This window comes from Thalassospira australica (genome assembly GCF_044790785.1).
Taxonomy (GTDB): domain Bacteria; phylum Pseudomonadota; class Alphaproteobacteria; order Rhodospirillales; family Thalassospiraceae; genus Thalassospira; species Thalassospira australica_A.
Genome location: NZ_CP085258.1, coordinates 615549 through 632343 on the forward strand (window position 1 = coordinate 615549; position 16795 = coordinate 632343).

Sequence of the window (16795 nt, forward strand, 5' to 3'; positions counted from 1 at the left end):
TCTACCGAGATATGTTCGTCGTATTGGGAGAGGCAAGGATGATGGATAAAAGTTGCGTAATAAGGGCAGATAACCGGTCAAAAGTGTAATCCGGTTCACATTTTCGCAGCCTTGCGGGAGGGGAAATCGGACCTGGATCAAACATGATCCGGAAATGGCAAAGGCCCGACGCGGTGACGTCGGGCCTTTGAATGGCGCGCCCGGAAGGATTCGAACCTCCGGCCTTCTGATTCGTAGTCAGATGCTCTATCCAGCTGAGCTACGGGCGCTTTGCCTTGGTTTCCGCCGGTTTGCGTCGAGTGCTCCCCGTCGGCGGAGCGGAACTTATGCAAACGAGCGGGCCATTGCAAGCGGTAAATTTCAAAAAACCGTATTTTTTCCGAATGCAGGTTTTTTACCGTTGCTAGGGCCTTGTTCTGCCCCGGTTTGTTGCGTTTGACACCGATATGACAAACTATGGCTAAAAAAGGGGCAAATGCGTCTTGTTCCACAAGTGGTCGTGGACTAAGATGCATTCAATCCCGGGGGAGCAGGGGCTTGTTTCAATTCATAAAAAAGCAGGCTCAGGGAGATTCGCTTATTCCTACTTAGGTAATAGATCGAAATGGCCGTTCGTAAAACCTACCTCGCCGTAATCGGCGCCGCCCTTTTGCTGGGGGGATGTTCTTTTTCTTCAGAGGCCCTTTGGCCTACATTGGCTGGCGAAGAGAATGCCGGCACTGAAAGCTCGGCTGAGATGGCCGATACAAGCGGGGCAGATGCTACGACATCCACCGATGTTGCGCGCAGCTCCCAACCACTGACGAGCATATCGCAGACCGGGACCTTTGTCGGTTCAAAGGTCGAAAATATGCAGTCCGAACTCAATCGTCTGAAATCGGCGCTGGACGATCACAGCAATGAATTGCAGCAGCTTCGGGCGCAGACGGTCCGCAATTCGCAGGCCTATCACGGCACTGTCGCTGCGATCAGTGCGCGGCTTCAGGTTGGTACCACGCCGGGCAACCCGGTTCTGGTACAGCAGTGGAATACCGCACAGCAGGAACTTGATCGTGTGAATGACGACATTGCGGCGATGAATTCGCTGGCCAACAAAGTGGCTGCTGATTCGACGCTGTCGACCTTCCTGCTGGAATCTGTCCGTTCTGCCTATCAGGTTTCAGGTGCGGTTGACGAAGATCACCGTCAGTTGGCGTTGCTGGAAGACGAAACCAATCGCACCACGGTGCTGATTGACCGTCTTCTCAATGAAATCAGCGAGGGCCTTGCCCGTCAGACGTCTTATGTCAGCAACGAGCGTGCGAACCTCAATGCGCTGGCGCTGGCTGTCAAGAATGGCGAGATTTTCGGTGACGCGCTTTCCAAGCGTGTCTTCCAGTCGCAGCAGGAGGCACCGGCATCGGCCGGTGCCAGCATGGCATCGACCAGCGAACGTCCGCTGGTGGTTATCCGCTTCGACAGTTCGAGCGTGAAATACGAGCAGGCGCTTTATAACGCGGTCAACCGTGTGCTGGAGCGTCGCCCGCAGGCCAGCTTTGACGTTGTTGCGGTAACGCCGAATCGCGGGACTCCGGCGCAGGTTGCACTCAACAGCAACAAATCCAAACGCAATGCACAGTCTGTTCTGCGTTCCCTGACCGATATGGGAATGCCAAGCGGGCGTGTCCGCGTTTCTGATGCGACCAGTGCCTCGGTCTCGGCCAACGAGGTGCATGTCTTCGTCCGCTAAGGCGCGACAAGGCAGGTTTTATCGACGGTTTGCATGTTCTAGCGGGTGCCCTGATCAATCGGGGTGCCCGTTTGTCATTTTATGCCGGGATGAAAGGGGACGTCCGGATGGGCGATCTTGTCAATTTGCGTCAGGCGCGCAAGCAGAAGAAGCGCACAGCCAAGGAAAAGCAGGCCGATGCCAATCGTGCCCTGCATGGCCGGACACGTGGCGAACGCACGAAGAAAGACGCCGAGGATCGCAAGGCCGACAGGCAGCATGACGGCCATTATCGTGGTGGTTCAGCATCGTCTGAAAATACCGAATCCGATAAAATCGATGATGAAACCGAAGCCGCCGTGATCCGGGCCGATGAAAATCCGGATGACACCGATATGGCGCGGTCGGATAAAGATAACGTGATTTCGTTTTTCCGCGCCGCCAATCCGAATTCCAGACCCGATAACGACTAAACCCGGTTCTTGCGCCAGAGCCGCCGCCTGATGGCCTTGCTATCTGGTGTCGCTATACATATCCGGGAAATAGGGTGACGCATACTGGTTGCCCTGCTGTTGGCTGGACCGGTACGCATTCGTACCCGGGAACAGCTGGCGGGCAATATGTGGCCATCGGACGGGCATCCGGGCCGACCGGATTAATTCCGGTGTGGTCAATTCCGGCACCGCCCTGGTTCCCCCAAATGGTGCCGGTCGCAGATTTTTATTACCGGTCAGGTCAAGCCGCCGGGATGACCGGCTAATTCAGAAGCGTTTCTGCTTCCCGTTTGCTTTGATCAAGTGCTTCGTCCCAGCCCATTTGCCAATCTTCATGGTCGCGGCAATCCGATGGATAGGGGTTTTCAGTCAATCGATGGAAACCAAGTCCGGCCGAAAAGCCCGATCCATAGGCGGGATTAGGCAGATGACGTTCATGGACCACCGGGGCGTTGGCATCATAAATCTGATTGCGAAATGCCGGTAGCGAACACAATACACCATCATCAATGCCCATCGGATAGGCCATCATCATGGCCCGGCCAAGGGATGTGATCGCCAGTTTTTCATCGGATGTTTTATGCACCAGACCGGCAATTTCCAGATGCGAAATGGCATTGGCGATACGACGCCGCAGATCGGGCGTGTCTTCGACAACGACCTGGTTGCCGTCATCGTCTGTACAAAACAGGGATAAAATGCGTTCCAGCAGAACGCTATGGTCAAGGTTGCCATCGGCACTGCGTAGTACCGTCAGCATCAAGGCGGGATCGCCAGGCACGAAATCCGTCGCAGTGGACATCAGGGGCCTCCATTCTGTCCGAACCGAATTCCCTCCCAACAGGCAGCATTTTTCTCTCTCATCGCGAGCCCGTTACCGGGCTTCGACTGCCTTTTATTATTATAGTTTGCAGATATGTTTCCATCTTGTGAAGACAAGATTGCAGACGGGTAAAATTTTTTGGATTTGAGAACAGATTTTGCCAGCCCGTTGGAATCGAAGCTTTAACCTTGACGTTAGACTTTGGGATGAGAATGCCTATCGGGCAGACGTCAGGCCTTTGACGTGTCGCCGTCGCGCTTGCCCGTGCGAACGTCATCGGGGCTGCGCCAGACGCGGACCTTGTTGCGCCCGCCTTCCTTGGCGGCGTAAAGCGCCTGATCAGCCTTTTCGATGATTTGTTCCATGGTGCGGGTTTTGGTCATCGGGGCCGCCCCGATGGAGGCAGTGACAGGTAACATGGTGCCGTCGTTGAGAGTAACCGGAGATGCTTCGATTACGCGGCGCAACCGTTCAAGCACGCGCGCACATTGCTTCATATCCGCGTTGGGCAGGCAGATCAGGAATTCTTCGCCGCCATAACGGTACACCTTGTCAAACGGTCGGACATGCGATTGCAGGATGCTTGCCACTGATTGCAGGACAAGGTCGCCGATCTGATGGCCGTGCGTGTCGTTAACCGATTTGAAGTGATCCAGATCGACCAGGGCAATCGCGGTCGGCGTATCGGTACGCACGGCGCGTTCGCGCTCCGTCGCAAGGTCTTCGAGCATATTCTGGCGGTTATAGGTGCCGGTCAGGGGGTCGACATCCGATCTTGCCGTGCGGAAGGCCCGTTCAAGACGGCGAAGCTGGGCAAAGAAGGATTCGGCACGCAGCGACAGCATTTCGAATTCGGCTTCGTCGACGCTGCCATCAATTTCGTGGCCGTCCAGAAGCCGTCTGGCAGAGGCATGAAGCTGTTCATGGGTGGCGGCAAGCGCGTGCATCGCAGGCTGGTCTATCAGCCTGTTATGGCGATTAAGCGCATACCATGCGCCAAAGTCGCAATCGTGGTCTTCGGCATGATCATGCGGGGAGGGGGCGGCGGCCTTGCCCGCAGGCAGGGTCAGGCGGCGGCTCCATCCGAGCAGGAGCGAGATATGTTCGCTTAACGCCTTGTCGAGTTCCGCCAGAATATCACGTTCTGCATCGGCCATGCCGACTTCGGCGATGCTTTCGCCCATCTTCCGGGAATTGCCCGGTTTGGTTTTGCTGTTTTTGGCAACCTTGTTTTGGCTGTCACTCATCTGCGAATCCGGGGAATACGTCGACAAAGGTCTGTTTTAACAGCCTATCGAGTTCCGCCATAGAAATATCGACGCCAAGATCGGCAAGGCTGGTGACACCGTGATCGGAAATGCCACACGGGACGATGCCGCCAAAATGTGACAAATCCGGGTTCACATTGATCGCAATGCCGTGAAATGTGACCCAGCGCCGGACGCGCACACCGATCGCGGCGATCTTATCTTCGCGACCGCCGCTACGCGCGACCCAGATACCGACCCTTCCATCGCGGCGTTCGCCGACAACGCCAAGCAGTGCGAGCGTGCGAATCACCCATTCTTCAAGGTTGTGGACATAGGCGCGGACGTCGCGACCGCGTCTTTTGAGGTCCAGCATCAGGTAAACGGTGCGCTGTCCGGGACCGTGATAGGTATATTGTCCGCCGCGTCCCGCGTCATAGACGGGGAAGCGGTCCGGATCGACGAGATCTTCTGCATGCGCGCTGGTTCCGGCCGTATATAGCGGCGGATGTTCCAGAAACCATACCAGTTCCGTGGCTTTGCCTTCATGGATGGCTTCGGCGCGCGCTTCCATTTCGGCCAGTGCTTCGGGGTAGGAAACCAAACCGGAGGCGGTGCGCCAGTCGGGAATTTGCGCGGTAGGGGCGATGGTTTGCATTTTTCCTGTCAAATAAGTGAAATGAGCCCTTGATCAGGGGTAACCTTTTTGCTATCTCCCTTTCCGCACCAAGGCAAGCCCGCAAAATTACCTCATGGGTTTGCAGACAAGACATATGCGGTCGTGGCGGAATTGGTAGACGCGCAGCGTTGAGGTCGCTGTGGGCTAACCCCCGTGGAAGTTCGAGTCTTCTCGACCGCACCATTATCTGGATCTTTCCTTCGGGAAGGATCATGAAAAAGAACCCGCCAGTGATGGCGGGTTTTTTCGTTTCGGATGATCCCCATATGAAACGGGACCGCTATTGGGTCGGGAACGTGGAAAGTTGCGGTGTGGCGTTGAAAATTATGCAATGCTGACCCTTGCCGTGTTTGGGCACTTCTTTGAACTGAATGCTTCAAACCGGCTTGAAAGTACTTTACGCTGTGCGCCCCACTTAAAGACAAAATAATCAGGATTTAACCAATTTACAGTTAATTTGGCTCAAATACCTGAAATTAAAAGGTATTCTTATGGCAAACAGAAATGACAAGCTGCGCGAAGCAGCTTTGGACTATCACCGGTATCCCACCCCGGGGAAGCTGTCCGTTACGGCAACCACGACGCTTGCGAACCAGCGTGACCTTGCGCTGGCCTATTCGCCGGGTGTTGCGTTCGCCTGCGAGGAAATTGTCAAAGACCCTGAAACCGCAGCCGAATATACCGCGCGCGGCAATCTGGTTGGTGTGATTTCCAACGGTACGGCGGTTCTGGGCCTTGGCCCGATTGGCCCGCTGGCATCCAAGCCGGTGATGGAAGGCAAGGCGGTTCTGTTCAAGAAATTCGCCAATATTGATGTCTTCGATCTTGAAGTGAACGAAACCGACCCTCAGAAATTCATCGATATTGTTGCCGCCCTTGAGCCGACATTTGGCGGTGTTAACCTGGAAGACATTAAGGCACCGGAATGCTTCATTATCGAGAAGGCATTGCGCGAACGTTGCAACATCCCGATTTTCCATGATGACCAGCACGGAACCGCGATTTGCGTTGCCGCAGCAGTGCGCAACGGGCTTCGGGTTGTTGGCAAGGATATCAGCAAGGTGCGCCTTGTTGCATCGGGTGCCGGGGCTGCGGCACTTGCGTGCCTTAACCTGCTGGTTTCCATGGGCATGCCGCGTGAAAACATCACCGTAACCGACCGGTTCGGTGTGGTTTACAAGGGACGCAAGGAAGAGATGGATCCGTGGAAAGCGGAATATGCCATCGATACCAATGCACGTACCCTGAGCGATGTGATCGAGGGCGCGGATGTGTTCCTTGGTCTTTCGGCGCCGAACATCATGGGCGAGGAAGAACTGCGCAAGATGGGCGAACGCCCGATCATTATGGCGCTGGCAAACCCGACCCCGGAAGTTTCGCCCGAACTGGTCAAGGAAATCCGCCCGGATGCCGTTATGGCGACCGGACGTACGGATTACCCGAACCAGGTTAACAACGTTCTTTGTTTCCCGTTCCTGTTCCGCGGTGCGCTTGACGTCGGCGCGACCGAGATTAACGAGGAAATGAAGATTGCGGCGGTCGAGGCGATTGCCGATCTGGCAACCGCCGAGGTTTCCGACATTGTCGCGGCCGCCTATGGCGGGCAGGAGCTTCGTTTTGGGCCGGAATATCTTATTCCGAAGCCGTTTGATCCGCGCCTGATGCTTGAAATCCCGCCGCGCGTGGCAAAGGCCGCAATGGATAGTGGTGTTGCCAAACGCCCGATCACGGATTTCGATGCCTATCGTCAGCAGCTTGAGGGCTTTGTCTTCCGGTCCGGTCTGGTGATGAAGCCGGTCTTTGACATGGCACGTGCGCACAAGAAGCGCGTGGTTTATCCCGAAGGCGAATCGCGCCGTGTTTTGCAGGCCTGCCAGGTTCTGGTTGATGATGGTGTGTGCCATCCGGTTCTGATCGGTCGTCGTGATGTCATTCTTGAACGCATCGCCGAACTTGGCTTGCGCCTGATCCCCGACGAGCAGGTTGAAATCCATGATCCCGAAGACAATCCGCATTTCGAACAGGACTGGCAGGATTTCCACAACATCATGGGCCGTCGCGGCATCAACCCGGAATATGCCCGTGCCATCGTTCGGACCCGCCCGACCGTTATTGCAGCCCTGATGCTGCGCCGTGGCGAAGTCGATGCGATGCTGTGCGGTTGCCAGGGCGGTTTCCTGCGTCATCTGCGTTATGTGCGGAACCTTGTCGGCGTGCAGAAGGGCGTGACCGATTTCTCGACCGTCAATATGATGATCATGAAGCAGGGCACATTCTTCCTGACCGATACCTATGTGTCGGTTGATCCGACGCCGGAGCATGTGGCGGAAACCGCGATTATGGCGGCCGATGTGGTCAAGCGTTTCGGGATTACGCCAAAGGCGGCCCTGATTTCGCATTCGAATTTCGGCAGCCATGAAAACAAATCGGCCTGCAAGATGCGCGATGCGTTGCAACTGATCCGCACATTGGCACCTGACCTTGAGGTTGAGGGCGAAATGCATGCGGATGCCGCGATTTCCGAAGAAATCCGGTCGCGCATTTTCCCGAATTCAATGTTGAAAGGTTCGGCAAACCTGCTGGTGATGCCGACCCTTGATGCGGCGAACATTTCCTACAACATGGTCAAGATGCTGGGCGATGGTTTGCCGGTTGGCCCGATTCTGGTCGGTGCGGCCAAACCGGCCCATGTCGTCAGCCCGTCGATCACCGTACGAGGGATCGTTAATATGAGTGCGATTGCCGTGGTTGATGCCATCAATCGCAGTCAGGAACACAGTTAACCGTAAATTGCTATCGCGCGGCCCTTGACCGGGCCTGATCGATAGCGCAGAAACAGCCGTGTCGGGCAACATGGTCCGACACGGCATTTTTAATTGAAGTGCAGGAACGGACTTAGCGCGCAACACAATCAGGGGAGGGACAGATGACGGATCAGGTCGAAGAACTGGAACGTCCGGCAGAAAATACGTCGTCTGGTGACGACTATGTCGATCTTACTCCTGAATATGCGCGCGAGATTCTCGATGCACTGGGCGAAGATGATGTATCGCGCGCCGAAGAACTGATTTCCGAACTTCACTTTGCCGATATCGCCGACCTTCTGGGGTGGGCGAGCAGCAGCCAGCGCGCAAAACTTGTTGACCTGATCCGTCCGGATTTCGATCCGGAACTTTTGACCGAACTTGATGACGAGTTGCGCGAAGAGGTCATTTCGCTGCTTGGTACCGAGGCGGTGGCCGAAGCGATTTCCGAACTCGATTCGGATGACGTGGTCGAGGTTGTCGAATATCTGGAAGAAGAAGACCAGAAAGAACTTCTGGGCGCGCTTTCGGATATCGAACGCGCGCGTGTTGAAGAAGCACTATCCTATCCGGAATATACCGCCGGTCGTATCATGCAGCGCGAGCTGGTGGCGATCCCGGATTACTGGTCGGTCGGGCAGACCATCGATTTCCTGCGGTCTGCGAAAAATCTGCCGGATGATTTTTATGATATTATCGTGGTTGATCCACGATACAGCCCGGTGGGCATCGTGCCGCTTTCACGGGCCATCCGTACCAATCGTCCGGTACTTATACGCGATGTGATGGATACCGAAAACATGCGCACGGTTGTCGTGACCGAGGAACAGGAAAACGTCGCCCATCTGTTCCGTCAACGCGACCTTATTTCCGCACCGGTTGTTGATGATACCGGGCGACTGGTCGGTGTGATCACGGTCGATGACGTGGTTGACGTTATCGATGAAGAATACGAAGAAGACATGATGCGCCTTGCCGGTGTCGGCGAGGAGGACGACCTTTCAAGTGCGATTTTTGATACCACCCGATCCCGCTTTACCTGGTTGCTGGTCAATCTTTTTACCGCGATTGCGGCATCGATGGTCATTGGCGTGTTTGAAGCGACCATCCAGCAGCTTGTTGCGCTGGCGGTTCTGATGCCGATTGTGGCCTCGATGGGGGGTAATGCCGGCACCCAGACCCTGACCGTTGCCGTGCGTGCGATTGCCACACGTGAATTGACCAGCACCAACGCCTGGCGTGTTATCCGCAAGGAAGTGGCGGTATGTGGCCTTAACGGCATTGCCTTTGCCATTCTGACCGGTGCGGTAACCTGGTTCTGGTTTAATGACGGATTGCTTGGGGCGGTGATCGGGGCGGCGATGGTGATCAATCTTTTGTTTGCCGGACTGTTTGGTGCGCTGATCCCGCTGGGACTGGAACGGGCCGGGATCGACCCGGCGGTGTCTTCATCGGTGTTTCTGACGACGATTACCGATGTTGTCGGGTTCTTTGCCTTCCTTGGACTGGCGGCAACCTTCCTGCTGTAAGGCTCTTTTTACCAAACAGGCAAAAGCCGGGCGACGAGGCCCGGCTTTTTTGATTGCGATCCCGGATAAAAGCGAACGATCAGCTTCGGGGTTGTGTCTTGTCCGACGGGTTCTGTCGGGTAAGCAATGCGGCGGTTTCAATTGCATCGACAGGCGGGGATAACAGGAAGCCCTGCAATTCATCGCAGTCTGCCGATTGCAGGACGGCCAATTGATCTTCTGTCTCGACCCCAACGGCGACCACCTTGCGGTTCAGGCTTTTGCACAGGCGAATGGCCGGTTGCAGGATGCTGTTTTCAGGTTGTTCATCAAGGGCAATATTGAATAATGCCTTGGACAGTTTGATGCGCTGAACCGGGAAGCGTTTCAGGTAACGAAGCGACGTATTGGCCGCAGCAAAGTGATCCAGTGTCAGACCAATGCCTGCCTCGGCGAAGCGATAGAACTGGCCAAGTGCGCGTTCGGGGTCGCGCATGGCGATTTCCTCGGACACTTCGATTTCGATCATGGCGGGATCGATTTCATGTGCCTTGGTCAGTTCGACAATGCTTTTAAGCAGATCGGCCTGAATGAACTGGCGGCTTGATACGTTCAGCGCGACGGGGACCGGTACATAGCCCTCTTCACGCCATTGGGCGATCTGGGTGCAGACGGTTTCAATGATCCAGCGACCCAGCGGTGACAAAAGACCGGTACGATCGGCAACCGCGATGAAGTCAGGCGGCAGGCGTCGTTTGCCGCTTTCATCAATCCAGCGCAGCAGGGCTTCGAAGCCGGTAATGGTTCGGTCTGATGTGCGATAGCGCGGCTGGAATTCCAGCATAAAGCGTTTTTCATCAACCGCACGGCGCAACTGCGTTTCCATCGAAAGGCGCGCATGCATGACGCTGTTCATCGTCTCGACAAAGAAGCAATAGGACGATTCTGCAGATTTCTGTGCGCGATACATTGCGGCATCGGCATTGGCCAGCAATTGCGATGGTGCCCGTGCATCGTTGGGATAAAGGGCAACCCCGACACTAACATGCAGGCGGATTTCGTCATTGCCACCAGCCTGGATCGGTTGCGACATGGCCTCGACAATCCGTTCAGCGACAAGGGCCGCACCTTCTGCCTCGGACAGGTCGGTCGCGATCACGGCAAACATGTCGCCCGAAAAACGCGCACAGCTGTCTTTTTCCCGAATGGTTGCGCGCAGGCGGCCCGATACGGTGCGCAGTGTTTCATCACCGATGTCCGAGCCAAAGCGGTCATTGATGGCGCGGAAATTATCGATATCCACCACCAGAACCGCCAGAAGCTTTTCATAGCGTTTGGCATGGGCGACGGCCTGATTAAGGCGGTCATCAAACAGGGCCCGGTTGGGCAGGCCGGTCATCGGATCGTGGGTCGCCAGATAGCGCAGGCGATTGACCGATGCATTGGCGGCCGGATTGTGATGCAGGGTAATATCGACGCAATCATCATGATTGACGGATGGCCGCATCGACAGATCGCATACAACATGCACGCCTTCAGCGCTTCGGACGACCCATTCACGGCGGATTTCCTCGTCACCGCGGCTTAGCGCAAGCAGCATTTTTTCCTGTGCCCGGCGTGATGCGGTGCCATCGGACTGGAATTCGGGTGCCAGATTATAGAACCGTATGAAACCGTAATCCTCTTCGCGCAGGTCAAAGAAATCGGCAGTTTCGGGCGTCATGGATTTCAGGTGACCATCCAGCCGTGTGATGGCAAGTGACAGGTCGCTGATATCGTCAGGCGCGCGCATGTGATGGATGATGCGCCCGGACGAACGCGGTTGCCGGTTGCCAAGAACAAAAACAACAATCGTCATGATGATGGTAATGGTAGCCCCGATGAACAGAACCATTTCCGGGTTGAACATCGCCTGATCCGCGAGGTCTGGATCGGCAGTAACGTCAATGTGCCATTGACGACCGGCAATATCGACCGCCGTGGTTTGTTCGAGCCGCGGGTCATCGCCCTCGCCCTGAAGGTCGAACAGGACGGTATCGCCCTCGCGGACGCGAACAGAATAGCCGATGATACCTTCGTCATCGATAACCGATGTCAGCATGGTCCGGATACGGATGACACCATTGATCACGCCGATAATCTCGCCGTCACGGCTAAGCACCGGGGTATAAACGGCAAAACCGCGACCACCCTGCAGCAGTTCAAGGGTCGGGGTGATCTGGGTGCGGCGTTGATCCAGCGCGATATCAAGCACCGGACCGGCCAGGGGATGACGTTTGAGGTCAGCCCCCATCGCCGGGACATTGCCCTTGATCGGGGCGACATACATGATGATGTAATTCGGTGTGACCCAGTTTACGGCCTGAAGAGCGGGGAAGCGTGCCTGCAACGGGGTGGCAAGGCTAAGATAGTCGCGTTCCTCTGAAGGGGGGGCATCTTGCCAGTTATCTGCAAAGGTTTCGAGCACATGAAGATTGTTATCGACGATCTGCTTTACCTGACGGGCGATACTGTCCGACATGATGCGTGCTGAAGACAACAACATGGTATCGCGGTTCTGGAGTGCATTGTTCCAAAGCAGGAATGTCGCCAGTGCCAGAAAGGTTCCGGTCACAAAGCTGGCGAGCAATGCCTGCTTGCGAATGCCGGTTTTGCGTTCGGTTGCTGTTTCTTCGGTTTGCCGGTTATCGTCTTCCATGTCTTCCCCAAGTCTCACGATCATTGGTTAATCGTGACTTTATTCTGCGCCTCAGCCTTATGAGACAGATTGCATTGCCGGGATAGTGTTCGTGCAATTGTCGAAAATAGCGTGCCAGCGCTTTGTGGCCCCGAATTTAATCCACTACGCTGTTTATGTGGGCATTCTTACACGATTTTAAGGGTTTGAGCGTGTGCAAAAGTGAATAAGGGCTAAATTCAACTGACCCGGTGATCACTTGTGATGATGGGAAAGGCGGATTTCGGGCTGTCAGGCAGCCATGCATTGTGCGGGTCTGTTCGTTGTTGCATATCTGGTGTATGTCGATGCCGATGCGCCATCCCGCAAGGCAGCCGAGAAGACCGATCAAAGAGAGAGTTCATGAAACATCACAGCCGCAATCCCCGTGCCCGGGGTGGACGTCGTAAATCCGCGCCGCGTCGTGATCCGCTGATCGGGCTTGAGGCGACCACGACAATTCGCGAGATCGGATCGCGCGGCGACGGGATTTCCAGCGTTACAGGCCCCGGTGGCGCCAGCATCATCGCTTATGTCGATTGTGTCCTGCCCGGTGACGAGGTTCGCGTGGCCCTGCGTCAGAAACGCGGTGACGGGTATGGCGCGGAGCTGATCGAACTGATTGCGCGCAGTGTCCCGGCCAGTGCGCCACGTTGCAGCCATTATGAGAGCTGCGGCGGGTGTGCGCTTCAGCATCTGGACGACGATGCCTATCGGAACTGGAAGCGCCAGAAGGCGCTGACGGCTGTCCAGCGTGCCGGAATTGATCCAGACGAAGCGGAAGAACTGGTGGGGGCGGTTGAAATTTCCCCCCCGGCAAGCCGTCGCCGGGCCGGCTTTGCCGTTCATGTGGGGGCAACCGGTGTGCATGTCGGCTTCCATGGCCGGTTCAGCCATACGGTCATCGACATTACCGACTGTGCCGTTCTGCATCCGGACCTGATGGCGTTTCGTGATGCCTTTGCGGCCTTTCTTGGCAAATGTGAACCGGATGCCGCAAAGACCGTCAAGGAAGTGTTTGTGACCCGTGCTGATAACGGCCTTGATGTGGTGATACATGCAGGTGTCGAACCGGGGCTCGATATGCGGCAGGATCTGGCCGAATTTGCCCAAAATCTTGATCTGGCAAGGCTAAGCTGGAAGGTCGGTGACGCGAATGATGAACCGGTGGCGGCGCGCCGTACCCCAACCGTTGCGTTCGAAGGCATCGACGTGCCCTTACCACCGGGGGGATTCCTGCAGGCGACCCGCAATGGTGAGGCATCCCTGACCAATGCGATCAAGGTGGCCTTGCAACGTATTCCGGCCCGTCATGTGGCGGACCTGTTTTGCGGGATTGGCAGTTTTACCTTTGCGCTTGCTTTGGGCGGGGACCGTCGCAACGTGATGGCGGTCGAAAGTGATCCGCGTGCGGTGCGCAGCCTTCAGTATGCGGTGGGACAATCGTCAAGTCCGATCAAGGTTGTCGAACGAGACCTGTTTCGGCGACCGCTGGATAAATCCGATCTTTCGGGGCTTGATCTGGTGCTGTTTGATCCGCCACGGGCGGGGGCGTTGGCACAGTGTGAAAACCTTGCGATTGACGGGCCGGAATGGGTGATTGCGGTGTCCTGCAATCCGGCGACTTTTTCGCGTGATATCAGAGTGTTGCGGAATGGCGGTTATGAGTTGAAACAGGTGTTGCCGGTTGATCAGTTTTTGTGGTCGGCCCATCTGGAAATATTTGCGGTTTTGCAACGTCAGAACGCAGCATTATAGCCAAACGCACCGGTTGCCTGATTTGTCTTAATATTTAACTTCAAATAAATTATACTTCTGTCTGGTTTTTCCGCCGGACTTCCAGGATGGGCTGCCCGGATCTGAACCAGTTTGGTTCGGACCGGGACGTGGCATGTAGCTGCATAACCGGCTTGTTTGTGCGGAAACGACATTGCAGGCAGTTGGTAGTCCCTATCCGGTCTATACAAATACTGCGCGCGCCATTGCGCCGCAGCAACGTTTGCTTGCGTCCGTCGATACGATCCAAAGCAGCAATGCGCAGAATTCCAGCCGCAGCAATGATGCCCTTCGCAACAGTGGTTCTGCTTCGCAGAACCTGCGCGGATCGCTTGGCCATGCCGACGATCTTCTGAAAACAGCGGCGGACGATCTTTCGCGGATCGGTTCTACACTTGATGAAATCGATACGCTTGTCACCAGCGTTGAAAACAATTCATCGTTGTCGCGGACCGAACGCGCATTTATTTCGTCGCAAATTCAGGATTATCTCGAACAGATCGACGATATCGCTGCCAGCAGCAATTATGACGGGCGGAATCTGCTCGATAGCGATCAGACCCTTGAATTGCAGATCGGGTCGGGTACGACATCAAATGATCGTTTGAATGTCGAACTTTATGCATCGGGCAGTGACGATCTGGCGACGGGCCTGTCATCCATCGACATTTCCGATGATGCCGCGGTTTCCAGCGCGCGCGACCTTGTCGATGCCGCACAGGAAGCACTTTCAAACCGGGAAATATCATTACAGGCGGACCGTGGCAGCATTGCCGGTGCAGCGGACCGCAGTCGTGTTTCACAGATCGCCAGCGACAATATCCTTCAGGCGCAACTTGCCGCCAGTGAAGCCGGTAGTGCCGATCAGGCTCGTGCCGGGATTATCGAGGCTTTTCAGGGTTATCTTGGCGAAATATCGGCCCGCTTGCAGGATCAGACGGTGACGCTTGGCGGCATCAGCCTGCCAGAACCATTGCCAGAACCATTGCCAGAACCGCGGCCTGAACCGGTTATCGAACGCGATGATCCGTTTGCCTATGATCCGAATGATGATCCGAATGCGGACGCGTTCGGTAGAAACGAAACGCAATATTTTGCCCTGAATGATCGCACACCGGCTGAAAACCCCACACCATCCATCGGCTTTGGCGGTTATGACAGCAATGGTGGCGGTACCGGGATTGGCGGGGGAGTGTCAGGTGGCGGAGCATCCGGTAGATCGGGTAGCGGGTCGAACGTGTCGATAGAGGCCTGACATCCTGTTCCGGTATGTCTTACCTATTCTATATATTCCCCGTCATAGACACCCCAGTAACCCTGTCGCGGGGCCCATCCCTCGAAATCGCCAAACTGCAACTGGCACCAGTCAACTGCCCTTGGACAGGTTTCGATCTTGCCAATCACCGAACTGGAAATCAGGGCAATTTTGCGGGCATTTTCATCGGCGGCGGAATAAAGCGTGATGGTGTCGGCGGTAACAATCACATGACGTGATCCCAGCAAAAGGCTTTGATGTACCCATCCTTCGCTGCCTTCCCAGTCCCGCACCTTGCGCCAGGTATCAAATTCCGAAATGACTTCCATCGGCATGTTGCGGCGTTGATAGATCCAGACCTTTGGGTAACGCAGCCCGGGACCGGAACGCAGATGCACCTTGTCTGATCGCAACGCAACAAAGCGCGGAATCGGCAGGCCGGATTCCTGTGCGCTGGCGACAATCGGCGCACCAAAACTGCCAAGGATCACCAAGGCGAAAAAGCGACGAAGGAATTTACGGATCATCCGCGGCATTGTGACGGTTTTCCCTGCTCTTTCTTATGCTGCCGGAGCCCGGCAGGCTGTTGTCTTTAAGAAATAAAATTACAAAAATGACGTCAAAATTCTTGCTTTAATACCCGATGCCGTGGCATCACTGCATTGCGGCAAGTGCGCATTTGGCGCAAGAAACCCATCTTGTCAGCAAAAGAGTTAAAAGACCGCATAGGAACGGCAGATGACCAAGAAAAAACCCCTCGTCATCGTGACCCGCAAACTGCCGGAAGCGATTGAAACCCGCATGATGGAACTGTTTGATGCACGCCTGAACATCGACGATGTCCCGATGTCCAAGGCCGAATTGATCGAGGCGGTCAAACAGGCAGATGTTCTTGTCCCGACGGTCACCGACCGGATCGATTCTGCTGTTCTTGCCCATGCGGGGCCGAATTTGCGCCTGATCGCCAATTTCGGGACGGGTGTTGACCATGTCGATCTGCAAACCGCACGGTCACGCGGCATTACCGTGACCAACACCCCCGATGTCCTGACCGAGGACACTGCCGATATGACAATGGCGTTGATCCTTGCGGTATCGCGCCGTGTGGCCGAAGGCGAACGTCTGATTCGCAGCGGCGAATGGACGGGCTGGGCACCGACATCGATGCTGGGACATCGCATCTGGGGCAAGCGGCTTGGCATTGTCGGCATGGGGCGTATTGGCCGTGCCTTGGCCCGGCGCGCAAAGGGTTTTGGTCTTTCGGTGCATTATCATAACCGCCGCCGCGTTCATCCCGATATCGAGGAAGAACTGGATGCGACCTGGTGGGAAAGCCTGGATCAGATGCTGGCCCATGTTGATGTTGTGTCGGTCAACTGCCCGCATACACCGGCAACCTATCATTTGCTGTCGGCCCGTCGCCTTAAACTGATGCAGCCGCACGCCATTCTGGTCAACACGGCCCGTGGCGAGATTGTCGATGAACCGGCATTGACCCGGATGCTGACTGATCGCGAGATCGCCGGGGCGGGGCTTGACGTGTTTGAACATGAGCCGGCGGTGAACCCGAAATTGCTTGAATTGCAAAACGCTGTTTTGCTGCCGCATATGGGGTCGGCGACCATTGAGGGACGTGTCGATATGGGCGAAAAGGTGCTGATCAATATCAAGACCTTTGTCGATGGCCACACGCCGCCTGATCGGGTGATTGAGGGCTTGCTGTAACCGGCATTCAAAATCGGAAAATCTGAAGCCCGTCGCACCCTGTGGCGGGCTTTTTGAGTT

At 55.7% G+C, this 16795-nt stretch carries 12 protein-coding genes and 2 tRNA genes; 8 read left to right on the top strand and 6 right to left on the bottom strand.

Annotation, left to right across the window (positions count from 1 at the left end):
- Positions 1–192: 192 nt before the first annotated feature.
- A tRNA-Arg gene (locus LG297_RS02890) sits at positions 193–269 on the bottom strand.
- 335 nt (positions 270–604) lie between these two features.
- Here LG297_RS02890 and LG297_RS02895 point away from each other — a divergent pair.
- Both LG297_RS02895 and LG297_RS02900 read left to right on the top strand, forming a co-directional pair.
- Positions 605–1729, top strand: coding sequence for a hypothetical protein (locus LG297_RS02895; RefSeq protein WP_404424953.1), 1125 nt, complete (start codon positions 605–607; stop codon positions 1727–1729).
- A gap of 107 nt (positions 1730–1836) precedes the next feature.
- Positions 1837–2181, top strand: coding sequence for a DUF4169 family protein (locus LG297_RS02900; protein WP_404424955.1), 345 nt, complete (start codon positions 1837–1839; stop codon positions 2179–2181).
- A 283-nt stretch (positions 2182–2464) separates the two neighbouring features.
- Here the strand turns inward: LG297_RS02900 and LG297_RS02905 are convergent, their stop codons facing one another.
- The 3 genes from LG297_RS02905 to lipB form a co-directional block, all read right to left on the bottom strand.
- Complete coding sequence (locus LG297_RS02905; RefSeq protein WP_404424957.1) at positions 2465–3004, bottom strand: hypothetical protein; 540 nt, start codon at positions 3002–3004, stop codon at positions 2465–2467.
- A gap of 251 nt (positions 3005–3255) precedes the next feature.
- Positions 3256–4272 carry a diguanylate cyclase gene (locus LG297_RS02910; protein WP_404424959.1) on the bottom strand — a complete coding sequence of 339 codons (1017 nt, stop codon included), beginning with the start codon at positions 4270–4272 and terminating at the stop codon, positions 3256–3258.
- Entirely contained in the window at positions 4265–4930 is a 666-nt protein-coding gene (gene lipB, locus LG297_RS02915) for a lipoyl(octanoyl) transferase LipB (protein ID WP_404424961.1), read from the bottom strand. Before lipB ends, LG297_RS02910 begins: the two co-directional genes overlap by 8 nt.
- A gap of 117 nt (positions 4931–5047) precedes the next feature.
- On the opposite strand from lipB, the gene LG297_RS02920 reads away from it, so the two are divergent.
- From LG297_RS02920 to mgtE, 3 genes are all read left to right on the top strand, one after another.
- A tRNA-Leu gene (locus LG297_RS02920) sits at positions 5048–5134 on the top strand.
- A gap of 308 nt (positions 5135–5442) precedes the next feature.
- Positions 5443–7734, top strand: a complete 2292-nt coding sequence (locus LG297_RS02925; RefSeq protein WP_404424963.1) for an NADP-dependent malic enzyme — start codon at positions 5443–5445, stop codon at positions 7732–7734.
- Between the two features lie 143 nt (positions 7735–7877).
- Positions 7878–9284: a magnesium transporter gene (gene mgtE / locus LG297_RS02930; RefSeq protein WP_404424965.1), complete on the top strand. Its 1407-nt coding sequence runs from the start codon at positions 7878–7880 to the stop codon at positions 9282–9284.
- Positions 9285–9363: 79 nt separating this feature from the next.
- Here the strand turns inward: mgtE and LG297_RS02935 are convergent, their stop codons facing one another.
- Positions 9364–11985 (bottom strand): EAL domain-containing protein, encoded by a 2622-nt coding sequence (locus tag LG297_RS02935; protein ID WP_404424967.1) that lies wholly within the window; start codon positions 11983–11985, stop codon positions 9364–9366.
- Positions 11986–12342: 357 nt separating this feature from the next.
- On the opposite strand from LG297_RS02935, the gene LG297_RS02940 reads away from it, so the two are divergent.
- The gene (locus LG297_RS02940; RefSeq protein ID WP_404424969.1) at positions 12343–13737 is read left to right on the top strand and encodes a class I SAM-dependent RNA methyltransferase; all 1395 of its coding nucleotides are present in this window, start codon (positions 12343–12345) and stop codon (positions 13735–13737) included.
- Between the two features lie 172 nt (positions 13738–13909).
- Positions 13910–15010: a flagellin gene (locus LG297_RS02945; protein ID WP_404424971.1), complete on the top strand. Its 1101-nt coding sequence runs from the start codon at positions 13910–13912 to the stop codon at positions 15008–15010.
- A gap of 23 nt (positions 15011–15033) precedes the next feature.
- Here LG297_RS02945 and LG297_RS02950 read toward each other — a convergent pair whose 3' ends face one another.
- Positions 15034–15546 carry an SH3 domain-containing protein gene (locus LG297_RS02950; RefSeq protein ID WP_404424973.1) on the bottom strand — a complete coding sequence of 171 codons (513 nt, stop codon included), beginning with the start codon at positions 15544–15546 and terminating at the stop codon, positions 15034–15036.
- A 202-nt stretch (positions 15547–15748) separates the two neighbouring features.
- On the opposite strand from LG297_RS02950, the gene LG297_RS02955 reads away from it, so the two are divergent.
- The gene (locus LG297_RS02955) at positions 15749–16735 is read left to right on the top strand and encodes a 2-hydroxyacid dehydrogenase (RefSeq protein ID WP_404424975.1); all 987 of its coding nucleotides are present in this window, start codon (positions 15749–15751) and stop codon (positions 16733–16735) included.
- The last annotated feature ends 60 nt before the right edge of the window (positions 16736–16795 follow it).

Bases quoted from the DNA above. Each gene is read 5' to 3' on its own strand.
- LG297_RS02950 (WP_404424973.1), bottom strand. From the start codon at position 15,546: ATGCCGCGGATGATCCGTAAATTCCTTCGTCGCTTTTTCGCCTTGGTG.
- LG297_RS02940 (WP_404424969.1), top strand. From the start codon at position 12,343: ATGAAACATCACAGCCGCAATCCCCGTGCCCGGGGTGGACGTCGTAAA.
- LG297_RS02910 (WP_404424959.1), bottom strand. From the start codon at position 4,272: ATGAGTGACAGCCAAAACAAGGTTGCCAAAAACAGCAAAACCAAACCG.
- LG297_RS02955 (WP_404424975.1), top strand. From the start codon at position 15,749: ATGACCAAGAAAAAACCCCTCGTCATCGTGACCCGCAAACTGCCGGAA.
- LG297_RS02925 (WP_404424963.1), top strand. From the start codon at position 5,443: ATGGCAAACAGAAATGACAAGCTGCGCGAAGCAGCTTTGGACTATCAC.
- LG297_RS02900 (WP_404424955.1), top strand. From the start codon at position 1,837: ATGGGCGATCTTGTCAATTTGCGTCAGGCGCGCAAGCAGAAGAAGCGC.
- lipB (WP_404424961.1), bottom strand. From the start codon at position 4,930: ATGCAAACCATCGCCCCTACCGCGCAAATTCCCGACTGGCGCACCGCC.
- LG297_RS02895 (WP_404424953.1), top strand. From the start codon at position 605: ATGGCCGTTCGTAAAACCTACCTCGCCGTAATCGGCGCCGCCCTTTTG.
- LG297_RS02935 (WP_404424967.1), bottom strand. From the start codon at position 11,985: ATGATCGTGAGACTTGGGGAAGACATGGAAGACGATAACCGGCAAACC.
- mgtE (WP_404424965.1), top strand. From the start codon at position 7,878: ATGACGGATCAGGTCGAAGAACTGGAACGTCCGGCAGAAAATACGTCG.
- LG297_RS02905 (WP_404424957.1), bottom strand. From the start codon at position 3,004: ATGTCCACTGCGACGGATTTCGTGCCTGGCGATCCCGCCTTGATGCTG.